This is a genomic window from Levilactobacillus lanxiensis (assembly GCF_016861655.1).
GTDB classification, from domain to species: Bacteria; Bacillota; Bacilli; order Lactobacillales; family Lactobacillaceae; genus Levilactobacillus; species Levilactobacillus lanxiensis.
In genome coordinates this window covers 1-24,659 of record NZ_BOLN01000016.1, presented here as the reverse complement: position 1 = coordinate 24,659, position 24,659 = coordinate 1, and the positions used below count along the sequence as shown (strand labels likewise).

The following is a 24,659-nucleotide window of genomic DNA, read 5'->3' as shown; positions in this document are numbered from 1 at the left end:
AGCACGCCGATAGTAGTTGGGGGATCGCCCCCTGCGAGGATAGGACGTTGCCACGCAAACGTAAGGAACCCAGTGATGGGTTCCTTTTTTTGTGCAGAAATTTAAAAGAGGACTGGCGCATGACCGCAGCGCCAGTGCGTCTGGCACCCCGATCGCGTCAGAAATAGATTCTTCAATATAAATGGCATAAACGTTTTACCAATCGCGCATAGCGGCGTGATTGATATTTTCACAAAAATCTATTGCTTAGGACAGCCAGTGGTTAGGACTAGCTACTAGAAATGGTAAATTCAGCCCCTTATTGGTCTCAGGTGGCCGTTAAATCGGTTAGCGTCTCCGTGGTAGCTGACACACCTAAATGGCGTTACAGACTAACTGAGGGCGTTTTCCCACCTCAAATCGGTTGTGTGCCATCTTTGCCGGGGCGGGTCGTTGTGCTATCATTATGACTGTTGTGACTAATCACTACCTAAATTATCTGAAACTATCAAAATAAGAGAGAATAGGTGACAGTAGCATGCAGAAGTATCGGAAGTACCGCCTGAGTCTAGGGTGGCAAATTCTGATTGGATTGATTCTCGGAATTATTCTGGGGGCAGTCTTTTATCAGAACAAGGTCGCTATTACAGCGATGCAAAACATCGGGAACATGTTTATTGGGTTGATTCAAATGATCGTTCTGCCAATCGTGGTTTCCTGCCTGACCGTTGGGATCGCCAACATGGGTGACATTAAGCAATTGGGCCGAATTGGTGGGAAAACCATCATTTACTTTGAAATCATGACCACGATTGCAATTGCCTTAGGGTTGTTGGTGGGGAACATCTTTAAACCCGGGGACTTCATTGATATTCATCAATTACATAGTACCGACATCAGTCAGTACGTTTCCTCTGCCAAATCGGCTGGGAACTCTGGTATTTGGGCCACCTTAATGGGGATTATCCCAACCAATATCTTCAAGTCGCTGTCTGAAGGGGACATGATGCCAGTCATCTTCTTCTCCGTCTTCTTCGGACTGGGAACGGCCGCTATTGGTAAGCAGGGACAGGTCATTATTGATGCCTTAGACGCCGTTTCGCAAGTGATGTTCCGCGTGACGAACTGGGTCATGCACACGGCGCCCATCGGGGTCTGTGCGCTGATTGGGGTCACCATTGCGCAAATGGGACTGTCGGCGCTGGCACCGCTGGGGTATTTCATCGTCTTAGCCTACGCGACCATGGCCGTCTTCATTCTCGTGTTCATGGGCTTGGCGGCCCGGTTGTTCGGGTTCCGGTTGTGGGACCTGCTCTACGTCATTAAGGATGAAGCCATCTTGGCCTTCTCAACGGCGAGTTCCGAAGCAACCTTACCCCGGTTGATCGATAAAATGGATAAGTTCGGGGTTAGCCAAGGCATCGTGTCCTTTGTGATTCCCACTGGGTACACGTTCAACCTGGATGGGTCCGCGATTTACCAGTCATTGGCCGCACTCTTCCTGGCACAGGCATACCACATTCACCTGAGCCTGGGACAGCAGATTACCTTGCTGGTGGTCTTGATGATTACCAGTAAAGGGATGGCCGGGGTACCTGGTGCCTCCTTCGTGGTCTTACTGGCCACGGTTTCTACGATTGGGGTGCCCATGAGTGGGTTAACCTTTATTGCTGGGATCGACCGGTTAGTTGATATGGGACGGACCGCCGTTAACGTGGTGGGGAACTCCCTGGCAACCGTGATCATTGGGAAATCTGAACATGAATTTAGCGAGGAGAAGAGTCAGGCTTACCTGGACCATCTTCACTCGGCAAAAGCGAAATAATAAAAAAGCAGCGAACCAATCCGTTTTCGGAATTGGTTCGCTGCTTTTTAGTGAAGCGTGTTTGGTAATACCAGCTCATCAACGTCACGGCGGTGGCACCTTGCGGGGTGATTCCCATCAGCCCATGGGGGGCCATCAGATGGCGTTGATAACCAGTTTATGATTGGTTTGGTATTGATTAGTCGTATCGACCGTTAGAGATTAAAAACCGACCTAGTTGAAACGGCGTCAGTTACGAAATGTTTTTCTCGCCATCGGGTTCCCCCAACGGTGAAGCATCGCTACGTGGTGTAACACTATGCGACTAGCACGTCAATGCATTGTGGTGACATAGTTGCTGAGAAAGACTGGTAACTCTAGCTTGCGTTATCCATTAAGTGGGTGGAACCCGACTGGCACACGAACGAGTTCGGGAAGTTCAGACGAGTTACGGTCGGTTGCAACACCGACAGCGTCTGAAATAAAGTGGCCAGTCGTTTCCGTTTAAAGTCTACTAGTCGAACCTCCGCATCAAGCTACGGGGTCCGGGATAGGGAAAGCTAGAGGTTTGTCCTCCTCAAAGCGTCAACCAAGAGGCTTGAACAGACTGTAACTTTCCCACCGGCGAGTAATAACACGCTCCGGGATCATCTAAAAGTTGCGTTGTCATGTTCAATCACCTCCTGTAGTAAGTCGACAGTGACAACTGCGACAAATTAAAAGCGCTTAGCCACGACTAGCTAAGCGCACAATAAAAACATGTGTGATTTTGGCTAGTCGTTGAGTTTTAGCACTATACGGCGTAGTTAATTTCATAACAGCTACATTAGATCAGGCCTTGAATTGACCTGAACAGCTGACTCATTGGCGTTTCTCGACGTTTCTGAGCAGTAGCATTTTCCGTATAGGAGCCTCACCTAACAGCTTCTAATTTATCTATGTACTTAGTATATCTGCTTTCAGCCCACAATGCAAGAAAAAAGCGTAATCCCTAGCGAATAATAATTATAATAACAAACTATTAAAACCTTTATAATAGGCAAACGTCCGATACTTTTCTAGTTTAGAATGATTCTTGATTTCGTGATGGAAACCGCGTATGCTAGGGGTGTGTTAGAAGTTATCAATTGAATGAGGGGAGTTTTAAATCATGAATTATATTGGTTCTGCGTTACCCGATTTTCAAGTCAATGCCTATCAAGACGGCGAGGTACAGTCTTTAACGCCCACCGACTTACTGGGCCACTGGTCCGTGTTGTTCTTCTATCCAGCCGACTTTTCTTTCGTTTGTCCCACGGAACTCGGTGACCTAGCAGCGCACTACGCGGCGTTTCAGAAACAGAATGCGGAGATCTATAGTATTTCTGAAGACACGGAGTTCGTGCACCAGGCTTGGCACGAGCAGAGCGATGAGGTCGGTCACGTGGCATACCCAATGATTGCCGACCCAGCCGGGGTGCTCGCACGGCACTATGACGTGCTGGACGAAGAGGCAGGACAGGCTTACCGGGGCGTCTTTATTCTGGACCCTGCCGGCAAGGTACGTTCATACACCATCAACGATATGGGTATCGGCCGCAATGCCGAAGAGATTTTGCGGACGTTGACCGCGGCTCAGTTCGTCGCAGAGCACGGCGATCGTGTTTGTCCAGCCAACTGGCATCCGGGCGAAGAAACGCTGAAGCCGGGGACAGACCTGGTTGGTAAAATTTAACGACTAAATTATCAAAGGCGCGTCCAGAATAATCCGGACGCGCCTTTTAGTGCGCAAAAAAAGGCAGCTACCTGCCCCTCATTGCCTGCTTGTTTATTTACCTTCGGCGATGCCAGCGTACTGTTGTGCGTACCAGCCGTCCCAAGTTAAATCTTTGAGCGCACCACTTGCCGTGTAAGGCAGGTTGACCGTCTTCAAAATGGTTAAGAATAGGTCGCGCTTGTTAGCCAGAACCCCAGCGGCCAATTGGTCGGGGCTGAAGTTCAGGTTGCTGTAAATGTACATGTTGATATCGTTCATGGCGTAATCAACCTTAAACGAAGCCAAGATTTCCAAATCGTTGGTCCGGTAGTGTCGTAAATAAAAGTGGACAAAATCAGTTAGAGCAGTGTTTTGGGCATTTTCGTCCAAGTCAGTGATGGTCAAATCTGGATTTTGCAAAATTTGAGACCTCCTCAAAATGTGTGTGTCAAAGCGAGTATCGGTCAAAGTCGGTCGGTGCCCTTCCTTCATTATAGCATGGGGGCTAGTGGGGTAAAGCAGACTGGTCAAAAAATTTCAGTTGTCAATGACTTCTATAGTGTGGGATTACGTCCTGTGCTGTGGGATTGCAGTCGATTTACTAGGATTTGTAGATTCGCCGGGGATGAAAATGAGCTATCTGTGTCAGTGACCAGAGGCGGGCCAAACTGGCCAGCTGTGTCGGTGATTTAGGCTGAGCGGCTTGCTCAGCCTAAATCACGGGACGACCTTGGAAACTCGCGGTTTTAGCGAGGTTTCAAGGCGAGGCGGAAGACCGCTTCTCAGGCTGGAGCCGTTCCCCACAGCAGGGCAGTTTGAGCCCGCCGTCGGGAACGACCCACAATTTTCATTTTCACCATCTCGGAGACGCTGGTAAAGACCGGTTAACGCGTAGTGTATAATGATTATGGAAAGTTTGGAAGGGAGCATGAGAACTGATGCGGGTAATGATCGTTGGGGCAAACGGCCACGTGGGTCGGCTATTAGTGGCGCAACTGTTGGCTAAGGGGGATGAACCGATTGCCGGGTTGCGGCCGGACGAAGATGGCGAGGACTGGGAAGACCAGGGCATCGCTGTGCGCCGGCTAGACCTCCTAGAGAAGCCTGAGCGGATTGCTAGCACGTTTATGGATGCGGAGGCCATCATCTTCGCCGCGGGCTCTGGCGGGCGTACCAGGGACGATATGACGTTGCTGATTGACCTGGACGGCGCCGTGAAGACCATGCAGGCCGCTGAAATTGCCGGCGTCCACCGCTTCTTGATGATCAGCATGTTATTTGCCGAGGACCGCAACCGCTGGGCCGATCCGTTGAAGCCGTTGTACGTGGCGAAATTTTACGCCGACAACTGGCTGGTCCACCAGACGCACCTGGATTACACCATCGTGCAGCCGGGCGCGCTGTCCTTTCATCCGGGGACTGGCAAAATTAAGAGTGACCCGTTGGCGGTCGGCAGTGTGCCCCGAGAAGACGTCGCTACCTTCTTAGTGGCGGCCCTACATGCCCCCCAGACAATCGGCAAGACCGTCCCGTTATTGCAAGGCGACCAATCGATTAATCAGGTGATTGACCAGTTGTGAGCATAATGGTCGCGTTCGTCAATTTTTCTTGTTAAAATGAAGATAGAAATAGAGAGTATCCGACTGAACATTTGCTAAGGAGGGGACGGTTATGACTGAGAACTTAGTGTTAGACGCGCCAGAAGCTCTGGAGTTAGCGCACCACCTTGATGAATGGGCGAAATGGCGGCAGACAAAAGACCGGACCACGGCCGATATGGACTGGGACCGGTTCATTGCCAAGAGTCGCGAAAAAGCGCAATGGCAAGCAGGCCTCGCCACTGAAATTGACCACTGGGAAAACCTCCACGCGATTCAAATGGCACTTGAAGATCGTTTAGCGGGGACCACAGCTGGTGGCCACACGCGTCAATAGAAAAATTTAAAACCGTCTGGGAAATTGCTCCTCAGGCGGTTTTTGTGTCTAAAAGGTGGGGGTAGTGACGGGCAGATCCAGCCGAATACGGCATAAAATTTCCGGCATAAATAAATGCAGTTCGTAGCCTAAATCAGTGGCGGATTGGGGCGTGTCACTCAGAATCCACTGACGCGTGTAGGTGACGAAGCCATCGACGAAGAAGCGCACGGCCTTGCGTTCGTCAGTGGAGAGCGCCTGGTGGCTACTGTGGGTCGTGATGATGGCCGCAAACTTTTGATTCAGGTAGTCGCGGAAGAATTGGGTGAAGGCGTTTTGCCCCTCATTCTGGAAGGCGGCCCGAAAGAAGACGCGGTGTTTTTCCAAGTAAGTTGTCATCTTGGTGAAAATACCCTGCCAGGTAAAGGCGTCGCAGTCCTTAAAGATTTCAGTCATGGCCTCTTCGTAGTAGCTATTGACGACGTCATATTTGTCAGCAAAATATTTATAAAACGACCCGCGACTGACCTCAGCTTCCGCGAGAATATCATTAACGGTCATGTCTTTAATGGCCTGCCGCTGGGCTAGTGTGTAGACGGCGTGTAAGAGTTGATGGCGAATATCCATAGGGTCGCGCTCCTTCCAATAAGTAGACAACTGAGGATTTTTGTTCAAATATGAACAAATTTCACAAAACGTTCGTTACTAATAATAAGCGATTCTGTTACAGTAGACAAGTAAAGTTCTTGTGACTAACTTAGGAGGGGTTTTTAAATGAGTCAATATCAATTTCTGAGAGCAGCAACGTTGAAGTCCGGCGTGACCGTGAAAAATCGGATCGTCTTGCCACCAATGACGGAGTGCATGTCGCTGGCGAATGGGGAAGTCTCTCGTGATGAACTGCGGTACGCCGCGATTCATGCTGGGGGTGTTGGCTTATTTATCACCCCCGTCGCCAACGTCAATGCCCGCGGTAAGGGCTTTGAGGGCGAGCTGTCCGCTGCTGAAGACCGGTTCATTCCGGGCCTGACGAAGTTGGCAACCACCATCCAACAGAACGGGACCAGGGCTATTTTGCAAATTTTTAGTGCCGGTCGGATGTCCAGTTCTGCTATTTTACGGGGGCAACAACCGGTTTCTGCTAGCGCCGTTGCCGCCCCACGTCCGGGGATGGAGACGCCAGCCGAGTTAACGGATGTCGAGATTGAGCAAACAATCACCGACTTTGGTGAAGCGACGCGGCGGGCCATTCAGGCCGGGTTTGACGGTGTAGAAATCCACGGCGCCAACACCTACCTGATCCAACAGTTCTTCTCTCCGCACAGCAACCGGCGGACTGACAAGTGGGGCGGCTCCGTTGAAAAGCGGATGACCTTCCCCTTACGCGTCGTGGCCGAGGTGCAGAAGGCCGTTGCCACCTATGCGGACCGGCCATTTGCCGTTGGCTACCGCTTCTCACCAGAAGAGATTGAGGAACCTGGTATTCGGATGGCGGACACGCTGAAATTGGTTCAGAAGCTGGATACCCTGGGCTTGGACTACCTCCATGTTTCCATGGGAAATGTTTGGCGGCCATCGATCAATGAGCGAACGGACAAGACGCCACTGATCGACCAGATTCAAGATGTGACCCAGGAGACGCCATTGATTTCTGTCGGGAACGTCAAGACGCCCGTCGATGCCGAACGGGTGATGGAAGCTGGCATTGACTTCGTTGCGATTGGCCGGGAAAGTATTCGCGAGCCACATTGGGTCGAGAAGGTCGAAGCCGGGGCCGAAGACAGCATTCGCTACACCTTACCACTCGCTGATTTGGACGAACTAGGGGTTGCCTCACCATACTTTGATTTCTTGGCGGGGATGGATGCTGGGGGCGCCCACATTGGGTTTGAACCCGCACTAGCCACGACTGAAAAAGGGAATGCGGAAGATTTAGTATTTCGGAAATAAAAATGAATCCAAAAACTGCCACCTGGGCATCGACCTAGGTGGCAGTTTTTTAGCTGAAGACGTGCCACAATCCGTAGGCTAACAGGATCAGTGGCGCAAAGAGAAACTTACCAAAATTGCTTAACAACTTTGGTAACCAGTGCTCGTGCTGGACCGTGTAATCGCGTAAGGGCATTAGGGGCAGACCGGCCGCGTAAATGCTAGCCCGTGGCGTTGGTGCCTGGGCCATTGGGTGGGGATGACGGGGCCAGCTAGCGCGGAGGTGTGACAGGAGGATGGCCACCAATGGGAAGGTGGCGTAACAGAGGGTGAGGTACCACGAGGTCAGGTTCCAAGTGAAACTGAATTTGTTTAAGGTAAACTGGCAATTTAGTAGGATGAGAAGGAGCCAAACAGGCAGGGCCTGCAGGTACAGAATGAGGTAGCGATGAGGGGAGGCTGCTAGGAAAATAGACCCGGATTTTGGAGATAAATGCGCGAGGGCTTTCATGACAATCACACTCCTAACTTGGTTTAGTCCCAGTATAGGTGGTCTTAATCGCGTGGGTGATAAAAATAAATCGGTTAGGGTCATGACAGTGAAAACAGTGGGCTAAGGATTAATGGTCGTAGTAGTGTTCGGGCACAGCCGTTTTAGCGTCAGATGAAAGGACGACTAAAACCATTCACCTAGTGGTAGGTCCGAAGATGAAGGCACTTATGGAACCGTCGTCATAACCACTCTTTTGCAGTTCTTGATTGACAATTCAAGGCGTGTCAGCGATACTTTAGAAAATAGTATCGGGGGCGAAGCGGATGGCAAACGGTCGAGCAAAGCAAGTGATGGGAATTATTTTAAGTTTAATGTTGGCGACAATTTGGGTGCAGTTATTCACGACACCGGTTCACGCGGCACACCGGCAACTAGCTAGCACGCCCAAGGCTTTGCGTGGCTACTGGTATACCTATGGTACCAAAACGACCCATCGCCATGCCAGCGACCTGGTTTATTTACATGTGACCGCCAACCGTATTGACGGCAGTGTGATTTCTCGCAAGACCATGAAATTAGGCCTGCAAACGTTCAGCGGGGCGAATCTGAATCCGGTGAATCCAATTGCCACAAAGTTACGTGCTAATAAGACCAATACGCTGTACCAAATCAACCGCAATCATTGGCAGCTGCATGCGTTGCTGTCGATGTCAGATGGCAAACTGTATGCCACCGGTCGATATGCGTTGAAGGGACGGAACACGCTGTTCTTCCAAGGGTTGGGCAGCACCCAGGGATTTAACGATCATCCTTTGGCGACCCACGAACGCCTGCACGGAAAGCATCCCGTTATCAAGTACACGAAAATCAGTCGGCAGTATTTGCAATCGATTGGCATCTTTGATTGAGTCTGGTTCTGCGATTGGCCAACAAAAAACGGCCAGGGCAATGTTAGCCCTAGCCATTTACTAGTAGATTAAGGTAGTTGATCGAGTTGATTGGCGCCGGCACGTTTATGCCAAAAGGAAAATTCGGCAGAAACCAGGATAATCGCCGTAATGGTTGCGAGGAAGGTGAAGTCGCTAGCGAGTGGGACGTTGCCGGTGAATTTTAGAATCAGTGCGGCCACTGCGCTACCGAGGGTAACCAGCAAAATCCATGGCCGCCGTTTCGTCCACGCGACATACGGATTAACGTTATCCAAACTATTTGCGAAGACCGTTAATTGGTTTAACGCTAAGATGTTGATCATGCCCATTAGGTAGAATAGGTCCTGACTAATAAAGGTCTGGTGCGAAAAGCTCAGGCCAATCAAAAAGAGAATATCAACGATGGTGAGTGTTTTAATGACGGGTTTAATCGATTGGAGAACGACAGGTTTCCGTAGTGTATCAGTCAGCCCGGTATCGTTCTTGAGCAATGTATCTAAGGAAATCTGAAAATAATCGCTTAGTTGAATCAGACTATCAATGTCAGGATAGCTCTTGCCGCGTTCCCAACTGGAAATGGTTTGTCGCGTGACGTGTAAATGCTTCGCGACGATTTCTTGTGTTAAATCTTGGTGTTGCCGTGTGCGTTTAATTCTTTCCCCGAATTCCATGGTGGTGCCTCCTCTAACTGATGCGTCTAGTATAGGCACAGGTGGGGAGAAGTGTCTAGCAAAGGTTCTCTGCAACGCTGATATGACGGCGTTTCTACTCAAATAAAAAACTCACGATCAAAACGACCGTGAGTCTTCAAAATCAATTTAAAATTAAATTTATTGTTCTTCGTACCAACTGTAATGGAAGTTCCCATCGCGGTCGTTCCGTTCGTAGGTGTGGGCACCGAAGTAATCCCGTTGTGCTTGTAACAAGTTAGCAGGCAGAACTTCTGCACGGAAGCTATCGTAGTAAGTGATAGCAGCGGACAAACTAGGAACGGGGATGCCGGCTTGAACGGCCATGGCAACCACGTCACGGATGGATTGTTGATACTTACCGGCGATATCCTTGAAGTAGCTATCGAACAGCAGGTTAGTCAACTTAGGATCCTTGTCGAAGGCGTCGGTGATATTTTGCAGGAATTGGGCCCGGATAATGCAACCGCCACGCCAAATCTGTGCTAATTCACCAAACTTCAGGTCCCAATCGTTAGCTTCAGAAGCGAACCGCAGTTGTTCAAAGCCCTGGGCGTAACTCATCAGCTTACCAAAGAAGAGGGCTTGACGAACTTCTTCAACGAACTTGTCCTTGTCAGCGATTTCGGCCTTACCCTGCTTAGCTGCAGCTGGCAATTCCTTAGAAGCCTTGACCCGTTCGTCCTTCAACATGGAAATATAACGGGCGTAAACGGCTTCCGTAATCACAGATTGTGGGACTTGTACATCGAGGGCATCTTCGGAACTCCACTTACCAGTTCCTTTGTTGTTCCCACGGTCTTTGATGGCATCAACGATTGGCAAGTTCTTGTCGTCGCCTAAGTCATCCTTACGGGAAAGGATGTCAGCAGTGATTTCGACCAAGTAGCTATCGAGTTCACCCTTGTTCCATTCCTTAAAGATATCAGCCATGTCGTCAACGGAGATTCCGGCAACGTTACGCATGATGTTGTAGCTTTCATCGATCAGCTCTTCATCACCGTATTCGATACCGTTGTGGACCATCTTAACGTAGTGGCCGGCACCGTTAGGCCCAATGTAAGTGACACATGGCTTGCCGTCTTGAGGCGCCTTAGCCGCAATTTTAGTTAAGATAGGTTCAACGAGATCATAAGCTTCCTTTTGGCCGCCGGGCATCAGTGAAGGTCCTTGTAAGGCCCCTAATTCACCACCGGACACACCCATACCAATGAAGTTGATGCCGGACTTGTCCAGTTCAGCGTTCCGTGCCATGGTGTCATGGAAGTTCGTGTTCCCACCATCAATCAGCACGTCACCCTTATCAAGCAATGGTAACAGTTCGTGAATAACGGCATCAGTTGGCTTTCCAGCCTTAACCATCAAGAGAATCCGCCGTGGCGTTTCCAAAGATTTAACAAAGTCTTCAACCGTGTAACTTGGAACCAGTTTCTTTTCGCTGTGGTCCTTCATGACTTGTTCAGTCTTGTTTGCGGAACGGTTAAAGATTCCGACCGTGTACCCGCGACTTTCGATGTTCAGGGCTAAATTCTTGCCCATGACTGCCATACCAACTACACCAATATTTGCTTTTTGATCTGCCATTAGTAACCTTCCTTTTTGTTTCAAAATTAGTAACGACTTTCCACCAGCTAGTGTAGCATTGAACAATTTGAAAGGAAACTGATTTGACTGGAAATGGGTGAAAAAATCGCTCAGGTTTCAAAACAGTCGCGCAAAATGGTAACAGTACGCGGTCTAGGAACGCTTTTCCTGGAAATCACGCATGTTCGTCGCAACCTTGGCCAGCAATTCTTCGAGCAGGGCGGCCTCACCGGTAGATAAACCGGCGGTGCCGATGGCCAGGACGTGTTGCTCATAGGCTTCAAGCGCGGGTGCCATTGCCATGCCCTTAGTCGTGGCGACTAGGGGTCGGCGTTTCTTATTGGCGTCATCGGTCTCACGACTGACATAGCCACTCGTGATAAGCTTGCGCACAGTTCGTAGACAGGTGGAGGGGTCAACGTGAAGTTGGCTAGCCAACTCGGTCTGGGTGATCCCTGGCTGTTCCGTGATCCGTAGAAGATAGATGAATTGATTGTTAGCGAGATCGTCAGCTTGAAAAAGTTGGTTTCCCATGGTTGCCGTCACACGGGCAATCAAGCCGATGCTGCGAAAAGAATTTGCCATATTTTCTCCTTTTATAGTTGCATTTGCAATTAAAATAACCGATACTAGTTAAAAATAGTATAGCACAGAGAGAAGATAATTGATTTGGAATGGCAAACTAAATGGTTTAATGAGCTGTCGACCATTGATTTATATAAGATTGCATATGAACGTATTCGTACATTCGTTATCGCGCAAGACCGGGTCTATCAAGAAATCGATGATATTGATCCCGTGGCCCACCACGTGCTGGGGTATGACGGGAACCAATTGGTCGCCTATGCGCGGGTCTTTGAAGAGGATGACCACGTCACGTTTGGCCGGGTCCTGACGATTCCAGAACGTCGGGGGACGGGACTGGGTCGGCAACTGGTCGACCACATCGAGGCGGACCTGCACGCTAATTTTGCGTTGCAACCCATCAGCATTGAGGCTCAGATTGATAAGCAGCATTTCTACGAGAAGTTTGGCTACACCGCGACGGGTGCCGTATTTAATTTCAATGGGACGCCGCATATTCAGATGACGAAGGCGGGAATCTAAGGCCAAAATAGCCCAAGCCACGACGCATCAAACGGGGATTATAGTGAGAGCTATAGTCCTTTTTTACTGCCAAAGATTAATTTTCTGCCAACAACTCTGGACTACAGAGCCGCACCAACCCTGGCCAATCCACGATCGTCAACGATTTGCGGGCCGTAGTCACGATTCCCTTTTCCCGCAGTTTTTGCAGTACCCGAGTGAACGTTAATAAAGGAACGCCAACGTTGCTAGCCATGGCTTCCTGGGTGAGAACGATGCCGTGGGGTTTCAGCAGCTTTTCGTACTGATACAGGTAGTTGCAGACCTTGGTCTGACTGTCCTGCGACGCCAAAATCACAGCGTCATAGAGCAAAATATTGCTGAAGTCGGCGTATTGTCGCAGCATGGCCTTGGCGAAGTCGGTGTCAGCCAGTTGGGATGCCAAAAACTGCTGCGACAAGGGTGTGACCACCACATCCGTCTGGGCTTTGACTAGGAAGGCATCGCGCTCCATGCGATATTGCCGTTCAAGCGGACTATACAGGGGGAACAAGTCACCGGGACCGATGAACCATTCCGTTTTTTCACGACCCGTTTCGGCATCCAAAATGTAGAAACGCAGGACGCCACGATGAATGTAAAAACTGCGACTCATGAATTCGCCAATGGTGACCAGTTGGTCGTTGGCTTGAAAGGTCTGCGGAGTCCGCCCCGCCGTTAACTTAGCCGCAAAGGGATTAAAGATACCTTCTGAGTAATATTCAGGGATTTTGAGCATTGGAGAACACCACCTCATTTGATGTATAAGCGCTTTCAATTATAGCTTAAAATGACCCTAACAAACGTACTCAAGGAGGAATTCGTCATGACAAAACAAGTGGCCATTATTACCGGTGGGACCAGTGGCATTGGGTTAGCAACAGCGCAAAAGTTTGTCCAAGAAGGCTATGAGGTCGTTGCGGCCAGCGTAGATTCAGCAGAAAAGGTCGCCGCCGCTAAAGCACAAATTGGAGAAAAACGTTTCAACGTGGTGAGTTGTAACGTTGCCGACCGAGCTGCCGTCGCTGAAACCGTCGCGGCAGTGGTGAAGCAGTATGGTCGGATTGACGTGTTGGCCAACGTGGCGGGCATTCTGGCCAAGGAAGTTGATTTGACTGATGCCGATTTGGATAACGTCGAACGGACGATTCAAATTAATCTGATGGGAACTATTTATATGGCTCAAGCCGTTGCCCGGGTCATGAAAGAGCAGGGGAGTGGGACCATCGTTAACGTCGGCTCAATCGACGGTGTCATGGCGAACCATGAATCAATCGCTTATCATGCATCCAAGGGTGGCGTGCACATGTTCACCAAGGCCCTGGCCCGTGAACTCAGTCCCTTTGGTATCCGGGTCGTCTGCGTGGCGCCCGGTTGGGTTGACACGGGGATGGTGCCGGACAAAGCCCGGGCTTACGGGTCCAAGCTATTGATGAAGGGCCGTCTGATCACTACGGCAGAATTGGCCGGCGCTATTTGGCTGATGACCTTGCCGGAGGCGGCTGCCATTAACGGGAGTGTCGTTATGGCCGATGATGGTTACGCTGAGTTTAAGGGTTTGGGCATTCTCGATTTATAAAACATATCGTTCACAACAAAAAAGCGCTGATTGCCAGATTCCTGGCAGTCAGCGCTTTTGCTTAATTATAAATTAGTTGTTTAAACGGTAGATCCATTCACGGTGGTCGCGTTGAATTAATTCTTCAGCGGCGGCTGGTCCCATTGAATGTGGCGTGTAGTTAGGGAAGTTAGGTGCTTGTAAGTCCCAAACACGACGGATTTGATCCACGAACTTCCAAGCGTAGGAAACTTCTGGCCAACTTGAGAAGTTAGTCCCGTCACCCTTCAAGACGTCGTGTAACAGACGTTCGTATGGTTCTGGCGTTTCCTTAGACTTTTCAGCATCAACCAAGTAATCCAACTTGATTGGTTCCGTTGAGAAGCCAGCGTCGTTGGTCTTGGCGTTCAATTGCAGAGAGAACCCTGCGTGTGGTTCAACGAAGATCGTCAAAACGTTGGCAGCCAATGGCGTGTTTTGAGATTGTGGGAAGGCAAAGATATCAACCAGTGGACGCTTGAAGACCACGTCAACTCGGGTGAACTTGTCAGCCAACATCTTACCAGTCCGCACGTAGAATGGGGTACCGGACCAACGGTAGTTGTCGAACAACAGCTTGCCGGCAACGAAGGTTTCAGTCGTAGAATCAGCTGGAACATTGTCTTCATGACGGTAGTCTGGTTGGTTGTCAACGGAGCCGTATTGGCCACGGACAAAGTTGGTTGCGGCGTCAGCGACGTTGTACACGCGCAGGCTCCGTAAAGCTTTGACCTTTTCAGCCCGGATATCAACGTCCGTGAAGGCAACGGGTTGTTCCATGGCTAACAGGGAAACGATTTGCATGATGTGGTTTTGGACCATATCACGTAAAGCCCCACTGTTGTCGTAGTAAGAAGCCCGTTCTTCAACCCCTAACTTTTCAGAAAGGGTGACTTGGATGTTGTCAATGTACCGGTTGTTCCACAGGGATTCAACCAGCGTGTTCCCAAAACGCAAAGCTTCGATGTTTTGGATCATTTCCTTACCTAAGTAATGGTCGATCCGGAAGATTTGTTCTTCCTCGAAGGAGTTGCTTAAGGCATCGTTTAATTGCTTAGCGGAGTCAAAGTCGCGGCCGAATGGTTTTTCAATAACCAAACGGTTGAAGGCGTCTTCGTTGGTGGACATCAAGCCTTGAGCCTTTAAGTCTTTGGCAATCGTGCCGAAGAATTGTGGGGCCATGGACAGATAGAAGATCCGGTTACCTTGTAACTTGTACTTCTTGTCCAGCTTTTCAGCAGCGTCCTTCAAGACGGAGTAGTGCGCCGTGTCGGTAACGTCGTGAGCTTGGTAGTAGAAATGAGAAATAAAGTCGCTGGCTTCTTTTGAGTCGGCGCGGTTACCGCTGTCAGCTAAAGACTTCTTAACTGCGACACGGAATTTGTCATCATCAAGCGTTTGACGGGAAGTCCCGATAACGGCGAAGTGTGTCCGTAAACTGCCTTTTTTGTAAAGGTTAAACAGACTAGGGTAAAGTTTCCGGTAAGCTAAGTCACCGGTAGCCCCGAAGAACATGAATAAAGCTGTGCGTTCAGTTGCCACGAGATTGTCACTCCTTAAGTGTAAGTTCGTTATATGAGTCGTATCTACAATAAATATGAGAAACAGTTAGCAATGCTGTCGGCTATCCGTGAGCGGTGAGCAATGCCGCCCCGGGTCCGCAATGATCTAAACGATGTCTAGACCACTTCAAAAATGTATTATACGCTTCTTTGCCATGAAACGCGACCTTTTTAAAGCAAGAATTTAAAATTTAGACAACCGGTTGCAATTGCGTAGAATCAACGTTTTCAACGATTTGACGTTTTCATGAAAACGATAATATTTACGACGAATCAGCATGGAAGCGACTTTCGCTTAGCTCTTTTGTGAAATCGCTGCCACTTGTAGTCTATCAGAAACGGGTTCGATAGTAACGTGAGACGACGCGAGTTTGTGAAAAATTTTGGGTCAAAATCATGGTACACTGAATCCATTAGAAAAGAGGGATTGCCATGAGTTGGAATCAACGAGAAATCCAGACGGTAACCACGGCGGACGACCTGCGCCAGTTGTTTATGAAGCTGGGACTCGAGTCCACGGACACCTGTCTGGTTCACACGGCGCTCAGTGCCTTTGGGTTCATTCCGGGCGGGGAGCAGACGTTGGTGACTACATTAAAAGCGACACTGTGGGACGGCAATATTGCCATGCCCGCGCAGTCAGCGGACTGGTCTGATCCGGTCGATTGGGAAAATCCGCCCGTCCGCGCCGACTTGCAGGCCAAGGTTATTGCCGGTATGCCAGCCTTTGACCGGGAGCAAACGCCCTGTCACATGATTGGCCTAACGCCGGAATATTTTCGGACGTTACCGGACACCCATCGGAGCAATCACCCAACCTGTTCGATGACCGCCTGGGGTCGTGATGCCGAGAAAATCTGTGAGACGCCGACCTTGGACGTGCCGTTTGGTGAACTGGGGCCCCTCCAGAAACTCTATGACCTGGACGCCAAGGTCGTGTGCCTGGGGACACCATTTGAGAATGCCACAGCGATTCACCTGGCGGATTCCACGATTGGTCGACCAACCCACCTGGAACGGGCGCCCATCAGCGTCGACGGCCAGCCGCAGTGGGTCTCCTTTGCCATGGCACCGCTGGAACCCTACGATGATTTCAATGAAATGGGCGCCGCATTCATGGCCGCACAGCCAGACGTCGTCCACGAAGAACCCATTGGTGACGGGCACTTGGCTCGGGTCATGTCGATGCGAGCCCTGGTCGATTTTGCGCGTACCTATTACCGGGAGAAAGATTTAGCCGCTAAATAGGTAGTGATTATAGAAATGAAGACAGGCACCGCTAACGCTATCTCGAGGATAGTCCTAGCGGTGCCTGTCTTTTTGAAGTTCACACTTAGTTAGCCAGTGCCTTCAAAGCGTCAAAGTCTGCTTGACTCAGGTCAATGTCTTGCCCGTGAATGTTTTGTAATTCGTGTTCGCTGGACTTGGTTCCAGGAATAGGTAAGATAACGTCCGAGCGTTTCAGTAACCAGGCTAAGGCAATCTGAGCGGGAGACGCGTCGTAGGTCTGGGCGATGTCAGTCAGTGTGGGGTTGTTGATGAGTTGACCAGTCGCTAACGGGAACCACGGAATGAAAGCAATGTGGTGGGCGTCCGCGTAGTTCAGCACGTCTTCATCCTGCCGGTTACTGAGGTTGTACATGTTTTGAACGGAAGCGATTGGCGCAATCTTTTCGGCTTCCTTGAGTTGGTCGACGGAGACCTGACTCAAGCCGATGTGTTTGATCTTGCCTTCGTCCTGTAAGGCCTTCAGCTCCCCTATTTGGTCGGCCAATGGCACGTTGGGGTCGATGCGGTGTAATTGGAGTAAATCAAGATGGTCGAGGCCTAGGGTAAACAGGTTCAGTTCGACCTGCTGACGGAGGTAGGCTGGCACACCGGTTGGGGTCCACAGGTTCGGACCTTGCCGCGTTTGGCCAACTTTGGTGGCAACCATCACGTGGCTGTCGGGCCGGTTTTGCAGGGCCTGTCGTAGGTACAAGTTGGCGTAGAAGGGACCGTAAGCATCGGCGGTATCAATGAAGTTCACGCCATGATCGATGGCCGTTTCAATGACCTTGACCGCGTTATCGGGATCCGCCACGGGGCCCCAAACGCCGTCGCCAGTCAGCTGCATGGTGCCGTAGCCTAAGCGATTAACGGTTAATTCGTCGTCAAATTTAAAAGTTTTTTCCATTAGAGTTCCACCTCAATAGTCAGAATATGGTTATGCACAATAAGTTAGTCTTTTACCAATACAATCGCAAACATTTCGCCTCGGGAAAATGGTGAATCAAGTTAATTTTAAGGGACGTTAAAAAAGTCTAAACTCCTGTTCGATTTTAGACCTTTTTACCATAAAATCTGTTATACTACTAGTCGGTTAAAAAATTAAATACCGGCGCGAGAATGCCGGTAGAATAGGGGTCAGGATATAATGAAAAAATTTATGGTTGCTATGACCGGACTGGTTACCTTAGCTACTCTGGGAGCCGTTGCACCCGCTGCCGCTGTGACACCAACGACTGCTCACGCCGCAACGACGCATGTTGGTCCTAGCTTGAGCGTTAACGCTGTTTACACGTCATCTGCTAAAGTTTCGGGGACTGCTACGAAGGGTTCTAAGGTTACCGTTAAGGCGACCAAGAACGCTAAGAAGAACTTGGCTAGTGGGACTGCTTCTAAGACGACTGGTAAGTACAGCATCAAGCTGTCCAAGAAGTTGAAGAAGAACGCGAACGTTTACGTTTACGCAACGAACCCTAAGACGAAGACTTCTTTCTACCGGATCATCCGCGTCCAAGCCGCTGCGACTAAGGCTGCAACGACCACGAAGACGACTTCTACTAAGAAGACCACGTCAACCAAGAAGACGACCACGGCTAAGACCACGACGACTTCTACCAAGAAGGTTGCCAACTACGGTGTGAAGACGCCTACTGGTACTTGGAAGTCCAACACGGCTAACAAGTATTCTCAAAAGATCGTCTTCAGCCAAAAGACTGGTTTTAACCAAACGCTTTACAAGAACGGTAAGAAGGTTAAGACCTTAGTTTCTTACGCTAAGTACAGCGTAGATGCTAAGACCCCAACGTTCTGGAAGATCAACTACACCCCTAAGGGTTCCAAGACGGCGCAAACGCTCTACCTGCGTTTCACTTCTGCCAAGAGCTTTAAGCTTGTTAACAGCAAGAACCAAGTCGTTGCCGTTAAGGCCGGCGTTGCTCCAGCTGCTAAGTGGACTTTCACGAAGTAATTAATGACTAAATAAATGGATGACCTCATCAATGTGATGGGGTCGTTTTTTGTTGGGCTAATGATAGCTGGTGAAAATAGTTGATTACAGTTCACGACACCGACTTGTTTAACCGGCCCTAAACGACTAAAATACTTAATGATACAGAGAATTCACAAAGTGTCTGAATCCGGTGCCACTGGGGAGTGAACCACGGATTCAGTCGTTCAAAGGGGGAACGGTGACGTGCAACATAGACTGAAGATAAGTTTGATTGGTCTCGGCGTTGTGGGCATCGGGATCGCAATATACCTGGCGTGGGGCGACATGGTCAACACGATGGCGCTCACGTACGGGGATACCGCCACAAATGAGCTCGTACTCTGGGAATTAACTGCTGCGGCGACCATCATCTTTGCGCTTAGCCTGTTCTGGCTCCGCTTTCGGGGGATCACCTGTCTGAGTGGTTTGCTGGGCTTCATCAGTATGAGTGGATACGCCTTGCTGGTCGGAACGGGGTTAAGCCCGTTGATTGGCGGCTACCTGGTGTATCTGGGTGTCGGCTGCGGGCTGAAATGCTACGCCAACAAAGTTTAAAACAAGTTATGAAATTATTTATCGCACAGGAAAAGCGCCAGGTCGTCAGTGACCTAGCGCTTTTCATTTACCAACTATTTAGTTCGTGGCTAATTGTTGGGCAACGGGTTGGGCGTCCTTCTTACCGCGAGGCTTGTACCCAATCAGGCGCATCGCGTTGAAGATAACGACCAGGATGGAGGCTTCGTGGACGAACATTCCACTGGCCATGTAGATGTAACCGTAAACCAGGCCAATCAGCAGGAAGGCGACCGTCAAGATGGCGATGGTGATGTTTTCCTTGGTGTTGGCAGAAGTCTTCTTGGCTAAACCGACCGCGTGATTCAGAGCGGTGAAGCTGGATTGCATCAAGACCACGTCGGCCGTTTCAATGGCGACGTCGGTCCCACCACCCATGGCAATGCCGACACTAGCGGTGGCTAAGGAAGGACTGTCGTTGATCCCGTCTCCAACGAAGGCGACGTTGCGGCCCATGTCTTGGAACTTCTTCACAAAGGTGACCTTGTCGGCTGGTAGCAAGTCGGCGTGGACTTCATCGATGCCTAAGGATTCAGCAACGGCGGAGGCAGTGGCTTGGTTGTCACCGGTTAACATAACCAGGTGCTTGATGCCTTGGCGTTTCAGGGCGGCTAAAGCAGCGGGAACCTCGGGACGAACCGTATCGGCAACGCCCAGGATGAAGGCGAGTTGACCTTGGTAGCCGACTAAGACAGTGGATTGACCCTCATCTTGCATTTCGTGTAAATCGGTTAATTGATCAGCAGTCAAATCAATGCCGTTATCTTTCAGTAAGGCGGCGTTCCCGACGTAGAGACTGTCATCGTGCCAGTTGCCGACCATCCCACGACCCTTGATGGTTTCCGTTTCAATGGCAGCAGCGTTCGCATCGAGGTGGGCGTCTAAGTGCGCCACAATGGCTTGTGCCAGCGGGTGATCAGAAGTTTTTTCGACCTGAGCAACTCCGGCTAAGAGGGATTGGTCGTTCGTGTATTGCTTCAAACCAGCGACGGTCATCTTACCAGTGGTCAGCGTCCCAGTCTTATCAAAGACGATGGTATCAACCTTGGCGAGACTTTCGACCACGTCGCCACCCTTGATCAGGATTCCGTTTTTAGCACCGTTACCGATACCAGCCACGTTAGAAACGGGCGCGCCGATAACCAGGGCCCCAGGGCAACCGAGAACCAAGACGGTGATGGCTAACCGTAAATCTTGCGAGAAGACGTAGACCAGAATGGCGATGACCAGAACGGCTGGCGTGTAGTATTGCGCAAATTTATCAATAAACTTTTCAGCGGGAGACTTGGTATCTTGGGCTTCTTCGACCAGTTCAATAATCTTGGAGAAAGTCGTTTCGTCCCCAACTTGGGTGGCTTCAATGGTTAACGTCCCACTTTCAACCATGGCACCGGAGTAAACGCCGTCACCATTTTGCTTATTAACGGGGCGAGATTCACCGGTAATGGAGGCTTCGTTGACGTAACCCGTGCCGTCGACGATTTTACCATCGACGGGGACTTGGCCACCGGCCTTGACTAACACAACGTTACCTTCTTCCAGGTCATCGACGTCGACTTCTTCAGTCGTGCCGTCGTCGTTGACCAGTTGGGCAGTCGTTGGGGCCATTTCCGTCAATGATTGGATGGCACCCCGGGTCTTGGCCAGCGTCTTCTGTTCGAGGTAGGACCCGAAGAGGAAGAGGAAGGTCACGATGGCTGATTCTTCAAATTCACCGATGGCAAATGCCCCGATGACGGCGATTCCAACCAACAGTTCAATACTGAAGACCTTGGCTTTCAACGCGCTGATGGCCCGCAAAACGATTGGGGCGGCGGCGATAACGGAAGCGATGATCCAGGCGACATCGGTCACGTAAGGCACCTTGGTGAACCAGGTGTTCAGGAAACCAAGAATGATTAAGCCGGCAGACCAGAAGGTAATGGGGTTGGTGTGACTGTAAATAAAGCGTTGAAATTTCATGGGGTAGCATCCTTTCTATTGATCATTCCTAAGTAAGTTTTTGTGTTCCTTGTTTATGTATTCATTATGCCTGCGATGGGGGTAGATTAACTTGATGTGAATCAAGTTGGGGGAAATAGTTGGGATTTATTTGGATTCGTGGGAAGAAAACTGACGAAGAATGTTGTAACGCCGAAGTTTACAGCACATTTACTTAAAAAGTTGTCGCAAATGGTTTCAATCGGTTAAAATCAAGACGACTACTTAATTTTAAAGGGGGATGCCGTTTGGACTGGAGCTATCAGGATACAGCCGGCAATCAGTATCGTTTGAAAGCTATTGCCACGAATCGACTAACTGGCGAAAAGGAAGCGGTTTATATTGACTGCCAAACGCAGGAAATTATGGTAGAATCGCTATCTAGTTTTGAACAGTGGGTAGATTTAATCGAGGAACCCATGAAAAAAATAGGCTTAACAGCGCAGGAGAAAATTAAGCTCTATCGTACCCGTTTTAATGGACGGTCGGATATTTATGCCAAGCGGTATTACAATAAGAAAGCTCAGAGGGATGTTTACAGTCCAGCCACTGGGTTTATCGATGGACGCCCTAACCGGGATGATTTACTACCGTTAACTGATGAGGTTGTGAAGGAACATTTACAAGGAAAAATTTTCATTGGTATCTATCCGTTATTACGGGATGACACGTGTAACTTTCTGGTTATCGATATTGATAAACATAATTGGAAAGAAATAACGACATCATTGTCAAAGGTCTGTCGCCAATTCAAGATTCCGATTGCAGTAGAACGTTCGCAATCAGGAAATGGTGCTCATTTGTGGGTTTTCTTTGCTCACAAAATGGCGTCCGAACTGGCTCGGCACTTTGGGCAGGCAATTTTGAAACGGGCAATGGCAATCAATACCAGTATTTCCTTTTCAGCATTTGACCGGCTCTTTCCCAGTCAGAATCATCTGACACAGAAAGGGTTTGGCAACCTGATTGCGGCTCCCTTGCAGTATCAACGAATGAAATTAGGAAACAGCTTATTTATCGATGAGGACTTTAAACCGTATAAGAATCAGTGGAAGTTTCTGGTACAGATAAAACTGATGGATGAACGACGAGTTAAAGAAGCGATTGGCAAGTTGGAAGAAGGAAATACATTCCGGCTTTTTCAGCAGTTAGATACTTATGAGCCAGATTTATTAAAAGATGATTTGTTAACCATCAAGACGGGCATAAAGATTATTCGGAGTGATCAACTTTATATAGACATGGCTGATTTGAACTCGCGGCAAATTAATGCACTACGTTGGGCAGCAACTTTTGACAATCCTGATTTCTATAAAAAACAAAAACAACGGTTAAGCACTTGGGATACACCACGTTACGTATCATTGGCTAGTCATCAAGGCAAATACTTAGTATTACCTCGTGGTGTTGAGTGGTTTTTGGCTGTCCGGTTACCACAGCCGAACTTTATAGATAAAACCGAAAGTGGTAGTTCTTTGCACATACAATTTACGGGTGAACTACGGGCAGAACAACGCACAGCACAAGAGGCGTTACTGAAACAGCGAATGGGAGTTTTAGCTGCAAGAACAGGATTTGGTAAGACAGTCATTGCGGCAAGCATGATTGCAGAAAAAGCAGTAAGTACATTGGTTATCGTGAATAATCGGGAGTTAGCTAATCAGTGGCAAAAACAACTTCTTCATTTTTTGGAAATTACCGATGAACCTTGGGTTGAATTAACTAAAACAGGACGGAAGAAGAAAAAATCAATCATTGGCACATACTTTAGTGGGCACAAATCAGTTAGCCGATTAGTAGATGTGGCAACGGTTCAGACACTAAGCCGCATGAAAAATCTACCAGAATTCTTGCAGCATTATGGCATGGTTATTATTGACGAGGTGCACCATTTGGCGGCCGTTACCTTTGACGATGTCATTAAACAGTCACCAGCACGTTATGTATATGGATTATCTGCAACACCTTATCGGCGAGATGGCTGGGATCCAATTATTTTTATGCGCGCAGGGAAGATTGCCTATCGTACGGCCAAAACTGATGAGCGTCAATTGCTGACAACGACACGGACTGTTGTACTAAGACCCACGGGTTTGGGTGAATTAAATGGTGGTGTGATGAGTCAAAATAGTATGCAGGATAACTATGAGGCTATGATAAAGGATCAGGATCGAAATCGGTTGATTGTGAATGATATATTAGAAAATTTCAAGCAAAACAAGCATCAATTAGTACTGACGCAAAGATTGGAGCAAATTGATGTTTTAAAAATGGCGTTAGCCAGATGGTCTGAGATAACTGTTTTCGAGCTGTCGGGGCATCAAAAAAACAAAGAGAATCAACGAAATATCGATAAAATCAAACGTTGTCAATCTCCTTATGTAATTTTGGCTACTGGTAGTTTTGTGGGCGAAGGTTTTGACGTTCACTCTATTGATACGTTATTACTAGCGATGCCAGTTTCTTGGAAAGGTAGTGTTGAACAGTATTTAGGGCGACTTAATCGTGATCTGGAGAATAAGACAGATTTAGTTGTTTACGATTATGTGGATTTGTTTGTTCCAATGCTTGAAAAAATGTATCAGAAGCGTCAAAAGACTTACCGAGAACTTCAGTATCAAATACAGTCTGGTGAAACACAATCTGTTGTGCAGATTAGGAGTGGGAAGCCGGGATTAGGTAAGTTACAGGCTGATATCCAAAATAGCGAATCAGGCGTCGTAATTGGTGTAACAACAGATCATCCTGCTATTGTGGGATTTGTGAAACGAATGAAGGGTCCTAAGGTAACCGTGGTGTGTTCACCTAAAGTTATATCGGCATATCAGGCATTGTCTGATGTAGAAGTTGTCGAAAGTCTGCAGGTATTGAACGCATTGATTATTGATGAAAAATCTGTTTGGATTGATTATCAGCAGTTGCTGTTCAGTGCTCAGGAAAACTCAGCTTTAGAATTTGAAAGTTCACAATTGGCTGAACGATTTTTAAATGTTTTTTTAAACGAAAAACCAAAGCTATTTTGAGAATTTAAGACGAAAAGCAAGACACTTATCAGCGTCTCTGGTTGGAGAACGGACTGATGAGTGCCTTGCTTTTATTTAGCTAAAAGTAGAATTTTATTTTTTATGCAGCCGGCGCACAAAGAAACGCGTGATCTCGTACGTGAGGATGCAGAAAACCAGCAGGAGTAGGAGGCTCAGTAATAGCGAATAACCAGCGCCTAGCGTGAAGGCCTGATTGCTGAGCCATGCAAAGAGCTTGAAGGCGATGAGCACGGCAATAAACAGCTCGAGTAGGGTTAGTAGGTTGTTTTTGATGGCAGCAGCCTCCTTAGGTGGGGTGCTAGGTTAAAGCTAAGGCTAACAAGTGGGGATGCCGTCGTCAAACGAAAAATCGCTAGCATAACAAAATAAATATTACGTGGTAAATAAAAGGGGCTGTGACATAAGTCTCCAAAATGAAAGCTGGTTGAGGAAAATCTTCGGATTTTCCTCAACCAGCTTTTTGGTA

Annotated in this window: 22 protein-coding genes and 1 riboswitch; of the genes, 12 read left to right on the top strand and 10 right to left on the bottom strand. The window is 48.8% G+C overall.

Annotation, left to right across the window (positions count from 1 at the left end):
- The first annotated feature begins 517 nt into the window (after positions 1–517).
- Positions 518–1,804: a cation:dicarboxylate symporter family transporter gene (locus JUF22_RS13435; protein ID WP_203639694.1), complete on the top strand. Its 1,287-nt coding sequence runs from the start codon at positions 518–520 to the stop codon at positions 1,802–1,804.
- Between the two features lie 744 nt (positions 1,805–2,548).
- A riboswitch (M-box (ykoK) riboswitch) is annotated at positions 2,549–2,715 on the bottom strand.
- Positions 2,716–2,933: 218 nt separating this feature from the next.
- Positions 2,934–3,497 carry a peroxiredoxin gene (locus JUF22_RS13430; RefSeq protein WP_125765325.1) on the top strand — a complete coding sequence of 188 codons (564 nt, stop codon included), beginning with the start codon at positions 2,934–2,936 and terminating at the stop codon, positions 3,495–3,497.
- Positions 3,498–3,590: 93 nt separating this feature from the next.
- On the opposite strand, the gene JUF22_RS13425 is transcribed toward JUF22_RS13430, so the two are convergent.
- Positions 3,591–3,938 (bottom strand): hypothetical protein, encoded by a 348-nt coding sequence (locus JUF22_RS13425; protein ID WP_203639696.1) that lies wholly within the window; start codon positions 3,936–3,938, stop codon positions 3,591–3,593.
- Between the two features lie 518 nt (positions 3,939–4,456).
- Between JUF22_RS13425 and JUF22_RS13420 the strand changes: the two genes are divergently transcribed.
- Positions 4,457–5,098: an SDR family oxidoreductase gene (locus JUF22_RS13420; RefSeq protein ID WP_203647119.1), complete on the top strand. Its 642-nt coding sequence runs from the start codon at positions 4,457–4,459 to the stop codon at positions 5,096–5,098.
- Positions 5,099–5,189: 91 nt separating this feature from the next.
- On the top strand, positions 5,190–5,453 hold the full coding sequence (locus tag JUF22_RS13415; RefSeq protein ID WP_125765322.1) for a hypothetical protein: 264 nt from the start codon (positions 5,190–5,192) through the stop codon (positions 5,451–5,453).
- A 48-nt stretch (positions 5,454–5,501) separates the two neighbouring features.
- On the opposite strand, the gene JUF22_RS13410 is transcribed toward JUF22_RS13415, so the two are convergent.
- On the bottom strand, positions 5,502–6,059 hold the full coding sequence (locus JUF22_RS13410; RefSeq protein WP_203647118.1) for a TetR/AcrR family transcriptional regulator: 558 nt from the start codon (positions 6,057–6,059) through the stop codon (positions 5,502–5,504).
- Positions 6,060–6,206: 147 nt separating this feature from the next.
- Here JUF22_RS13410 and JUF22_RS13405 point away from each other — a divergent pair, with 147 nt between their 5' ends.
- Positions 6,207–7,382: an NADH-dependent flavin oxidoreductase gene (locus JUF22_RS13405; RefSeq protein ID WP_203647116.1), complete on the top strand. Its 1,176-nt coding sequence runs from the start codon at positions 6,207–6,209 to the stop codon at positions 7,380–7,382.
- Between the two features lie 49 nt (positions 7,383–7,431).
- Here the strand turns inward: JUF22_RS13405 and JUF22_RS13400 are convergent, their stop codons facing one another.
- The gene (locus JUF22_RS13400; protein ID WP_203647114.1) at positions 7,432–7,872 is read right to left on the bottom strand and encodes a hypothetical protein; all 441 of its coding nucleotides are present in this window, start codon (positions 7,870–7,872) and stop codon (positions 7,432–7,434) included.
- Positions 7,873–8,177: 305 nt separating this feature from the next.
- Here JUF22_RS13400 and JUF22_RS13395 point away from each other — a divergent pair, with 305 nt between their 5' ends.
- Entirely contained in the window at positions 8,178–8,762 is a 585-nt protein-coding gene (locus JUF22_RS13395; RefSeq protein WP_203647112.1) for a hypothetical protein, read from the top strand.
- A gap of 68 nt (positions 8,763–8,830) precedes the next feature.
- Here JUF22_RS13395 and JUF22_RS13390 read toward each other — a convergent pair whose 3' ends face one another.
- The 3 genes from JUF22_RS13390 to JUF22_RS13380 form a co-directional block, all read right to left on the bottom strand.
- Entirely contained in the window at positions 8,831–9,454 is a 624-nt protein-coding gene (locus JUF22_RS13390; protein WP_203647110.1) for a helix-turn-helix domain-containing protein, read from the bottom strand.
- A gap of 159 nt (positions 9,455–9,613) precedes the next feature.
- Positions 9,614–11,056, bottom strand: a complete 1,443-nt coding sequence (gene gnd / locus JUF22_RS13385) for an NADP-dependent phosphogluconate dehydrogenase (RefSeq protein WP_125765318.1) — start codon at positions 11,054–11,056, stop codon at positions 9,614–9,616.
- Positions 11,057–11,209: 153 nt separating this feature from the next.
- On the bottom strand, positions 11,210–11,641 hold the full coding sequence (locus JUF22_RS13380; protein ID WP_203647109.1) for a MarR family transcriptional regulator: 432 nt from the start codon (positions 11,639–11,641) through the stop codon (positions 11,210–11,212).
- Positions 11,642–11,725: 84 nt separating this feature from the next.
- On the opposite strand from JUF22_RS13380, the gene JUF22_RS13375 reads away from it, so the two are divergent.
- On the top strand, positions 11,726–12,163 hold the full coding sequence (locus JUF22_RS13375; RefSeq protein ID WP_203647107.1) for a GNAT family N-acetyltransferase: 438 nt from the start codon (positions 11,726–11,728) through the stop codon (positions 12,161–12,163).
- Positions 12,164–12,239: 76 nt separating this feature from the next.
- Here JUF22_RS13375 and JUF22_RS13370 read toward each other — a convergent pair whose 3' ends face one another.
- Complete coding sequence (locus JUF22_RS13370) at positions 12,240–12,920, bottom strand: Crp/Fnr family transcriptional regulator (protein ID WP_203647105.1); 681 nt, start codon at positions 12,918–12,920, stop codon at positions 12,240–12,242.
- Between the two features lie 87 nt (positions 12,921–13,007).
- Here JUF22_RS13370 and JUF22_RS13365 point away from each other — a divergent pair, with 87 nt between their 5' ends.
- Positions 13,008–13,760 carry an SDR family NAD(P)-dependent oxidoreductase gene (locus tag JUF22_RS13365; protein WP_203647103.1) on the top strand — a complete coding sequence of 251 codons (753 nt, stop codon included), beginning with the start codon at positions 13,008–13,010 and terminating at the stop codon, positions 13,758–13,760.
- A gap of 72 nt (positions 13,761–13,832) precedes the next feature.
- On the opposite strand, the gene zwf is transcribed toward JUF22_RS13365, so the two are convergent.
- Positions 13,833–15,320, bottom strand: a complete 1,488-nt coding sequence (zwf, locus tag JUF22_RS13360; RefSeq protein ID WP_203647101.1) for a glucose-6-phosphate dehydrogenase — start codon at positions 15,318–15,320, stop codon at positions 13,833–13,835.
- Positions 15,321–15,772: 452 nt separating this feature from the next.
- Here zwf and JUF22_RS13355 point away from each other — a divergent pair, with 452 nt between their 5' ends.
- A complete protein-coding gene (locus JUF22_RS13355; RefSeq protein ID WP_203647099.1) occupies positions 15,773–16,588 on the top strand; it encodes an AAC(3) family N-acetyltransferase in 816 nt (271 codons plus the stop codon).
- Positions 16,589–16,673: 85 nt separating this feature from the next.
- Here JUF22_RS13355 and JUF22_RS13350 read toward each other — a convergent pair whose 3' ends face one another.
- Complete coding sequence (locus JUF22_RS13350) at positions 16,674–17,516, bottom strand: aldo/keto reductase (protein WP_203647097.1); 843 nt, start codon at positions 17,514–17,516, stop codon at positions 16,674–16,676.
- Positions 17,517–17,756: 240 nt separating this feature from the next.
- Between JUF22_RS13350 and JUF22_RS13345 the strand changes: the two genes are divergently transcribed.
- Positions 17,757–18,575 carry an Ig-like domain-containing protein gene (locus JUF22_RS13345; RefSeq protein ID WP_203647095.1) on the top strand — a complete coding sequence of 273 codons (819 nt, stop codon included), beginning with the start codon at positions 17,757–17,759 and terminating at the stop codon, positions 18,573–18,575.
- Between the two features lie 225 nt (positions 18,576–18,800).
- Entirely contained in the window at positions 18,801–19,151 is a 351-nt protein-coding gene (locus JUF22_RS13340; RefSeq protein WP_203647093.1) for a hypothetical protein, read from the top strand.
- A gap of 78 nt (positions 19,152–19,229) precedes the next feature.
- Here JUF22_RS13340 and JUF22_RS13335 read toward each other — a convergent pair whose 3' ends face one another.
- The gene (locus JUF22_RS13335) at positions 19,230–21,131 is read right to left on the bottom strand and encodes a heavy metal translocating P-type ATPase (protein WP_203647091.1); all 1,902 of its coding nucleotides are present in this window, start codon (positions 21,129–21,131) and stop codon (positions 19,230–19,232) included.
- A gap of 266 nt (positions 21,132–21,397) precedes the next feature.
- On the opposite strand from JUF22_RS13335, the gene JUF22_RS13330 reads away from it, so the two are divergent.
- Entirely contained in the window at positions 21,398–24,172 is a 2,775-nt protein-coding gene (locus JUF22_RS13330) for a DEAD/DEAH box helicase (protein WP_203647090.1), read from the top strand.
- The last annotated feature ends 487 nt before the right edge of the window (positions 24,173–24,659 follow it).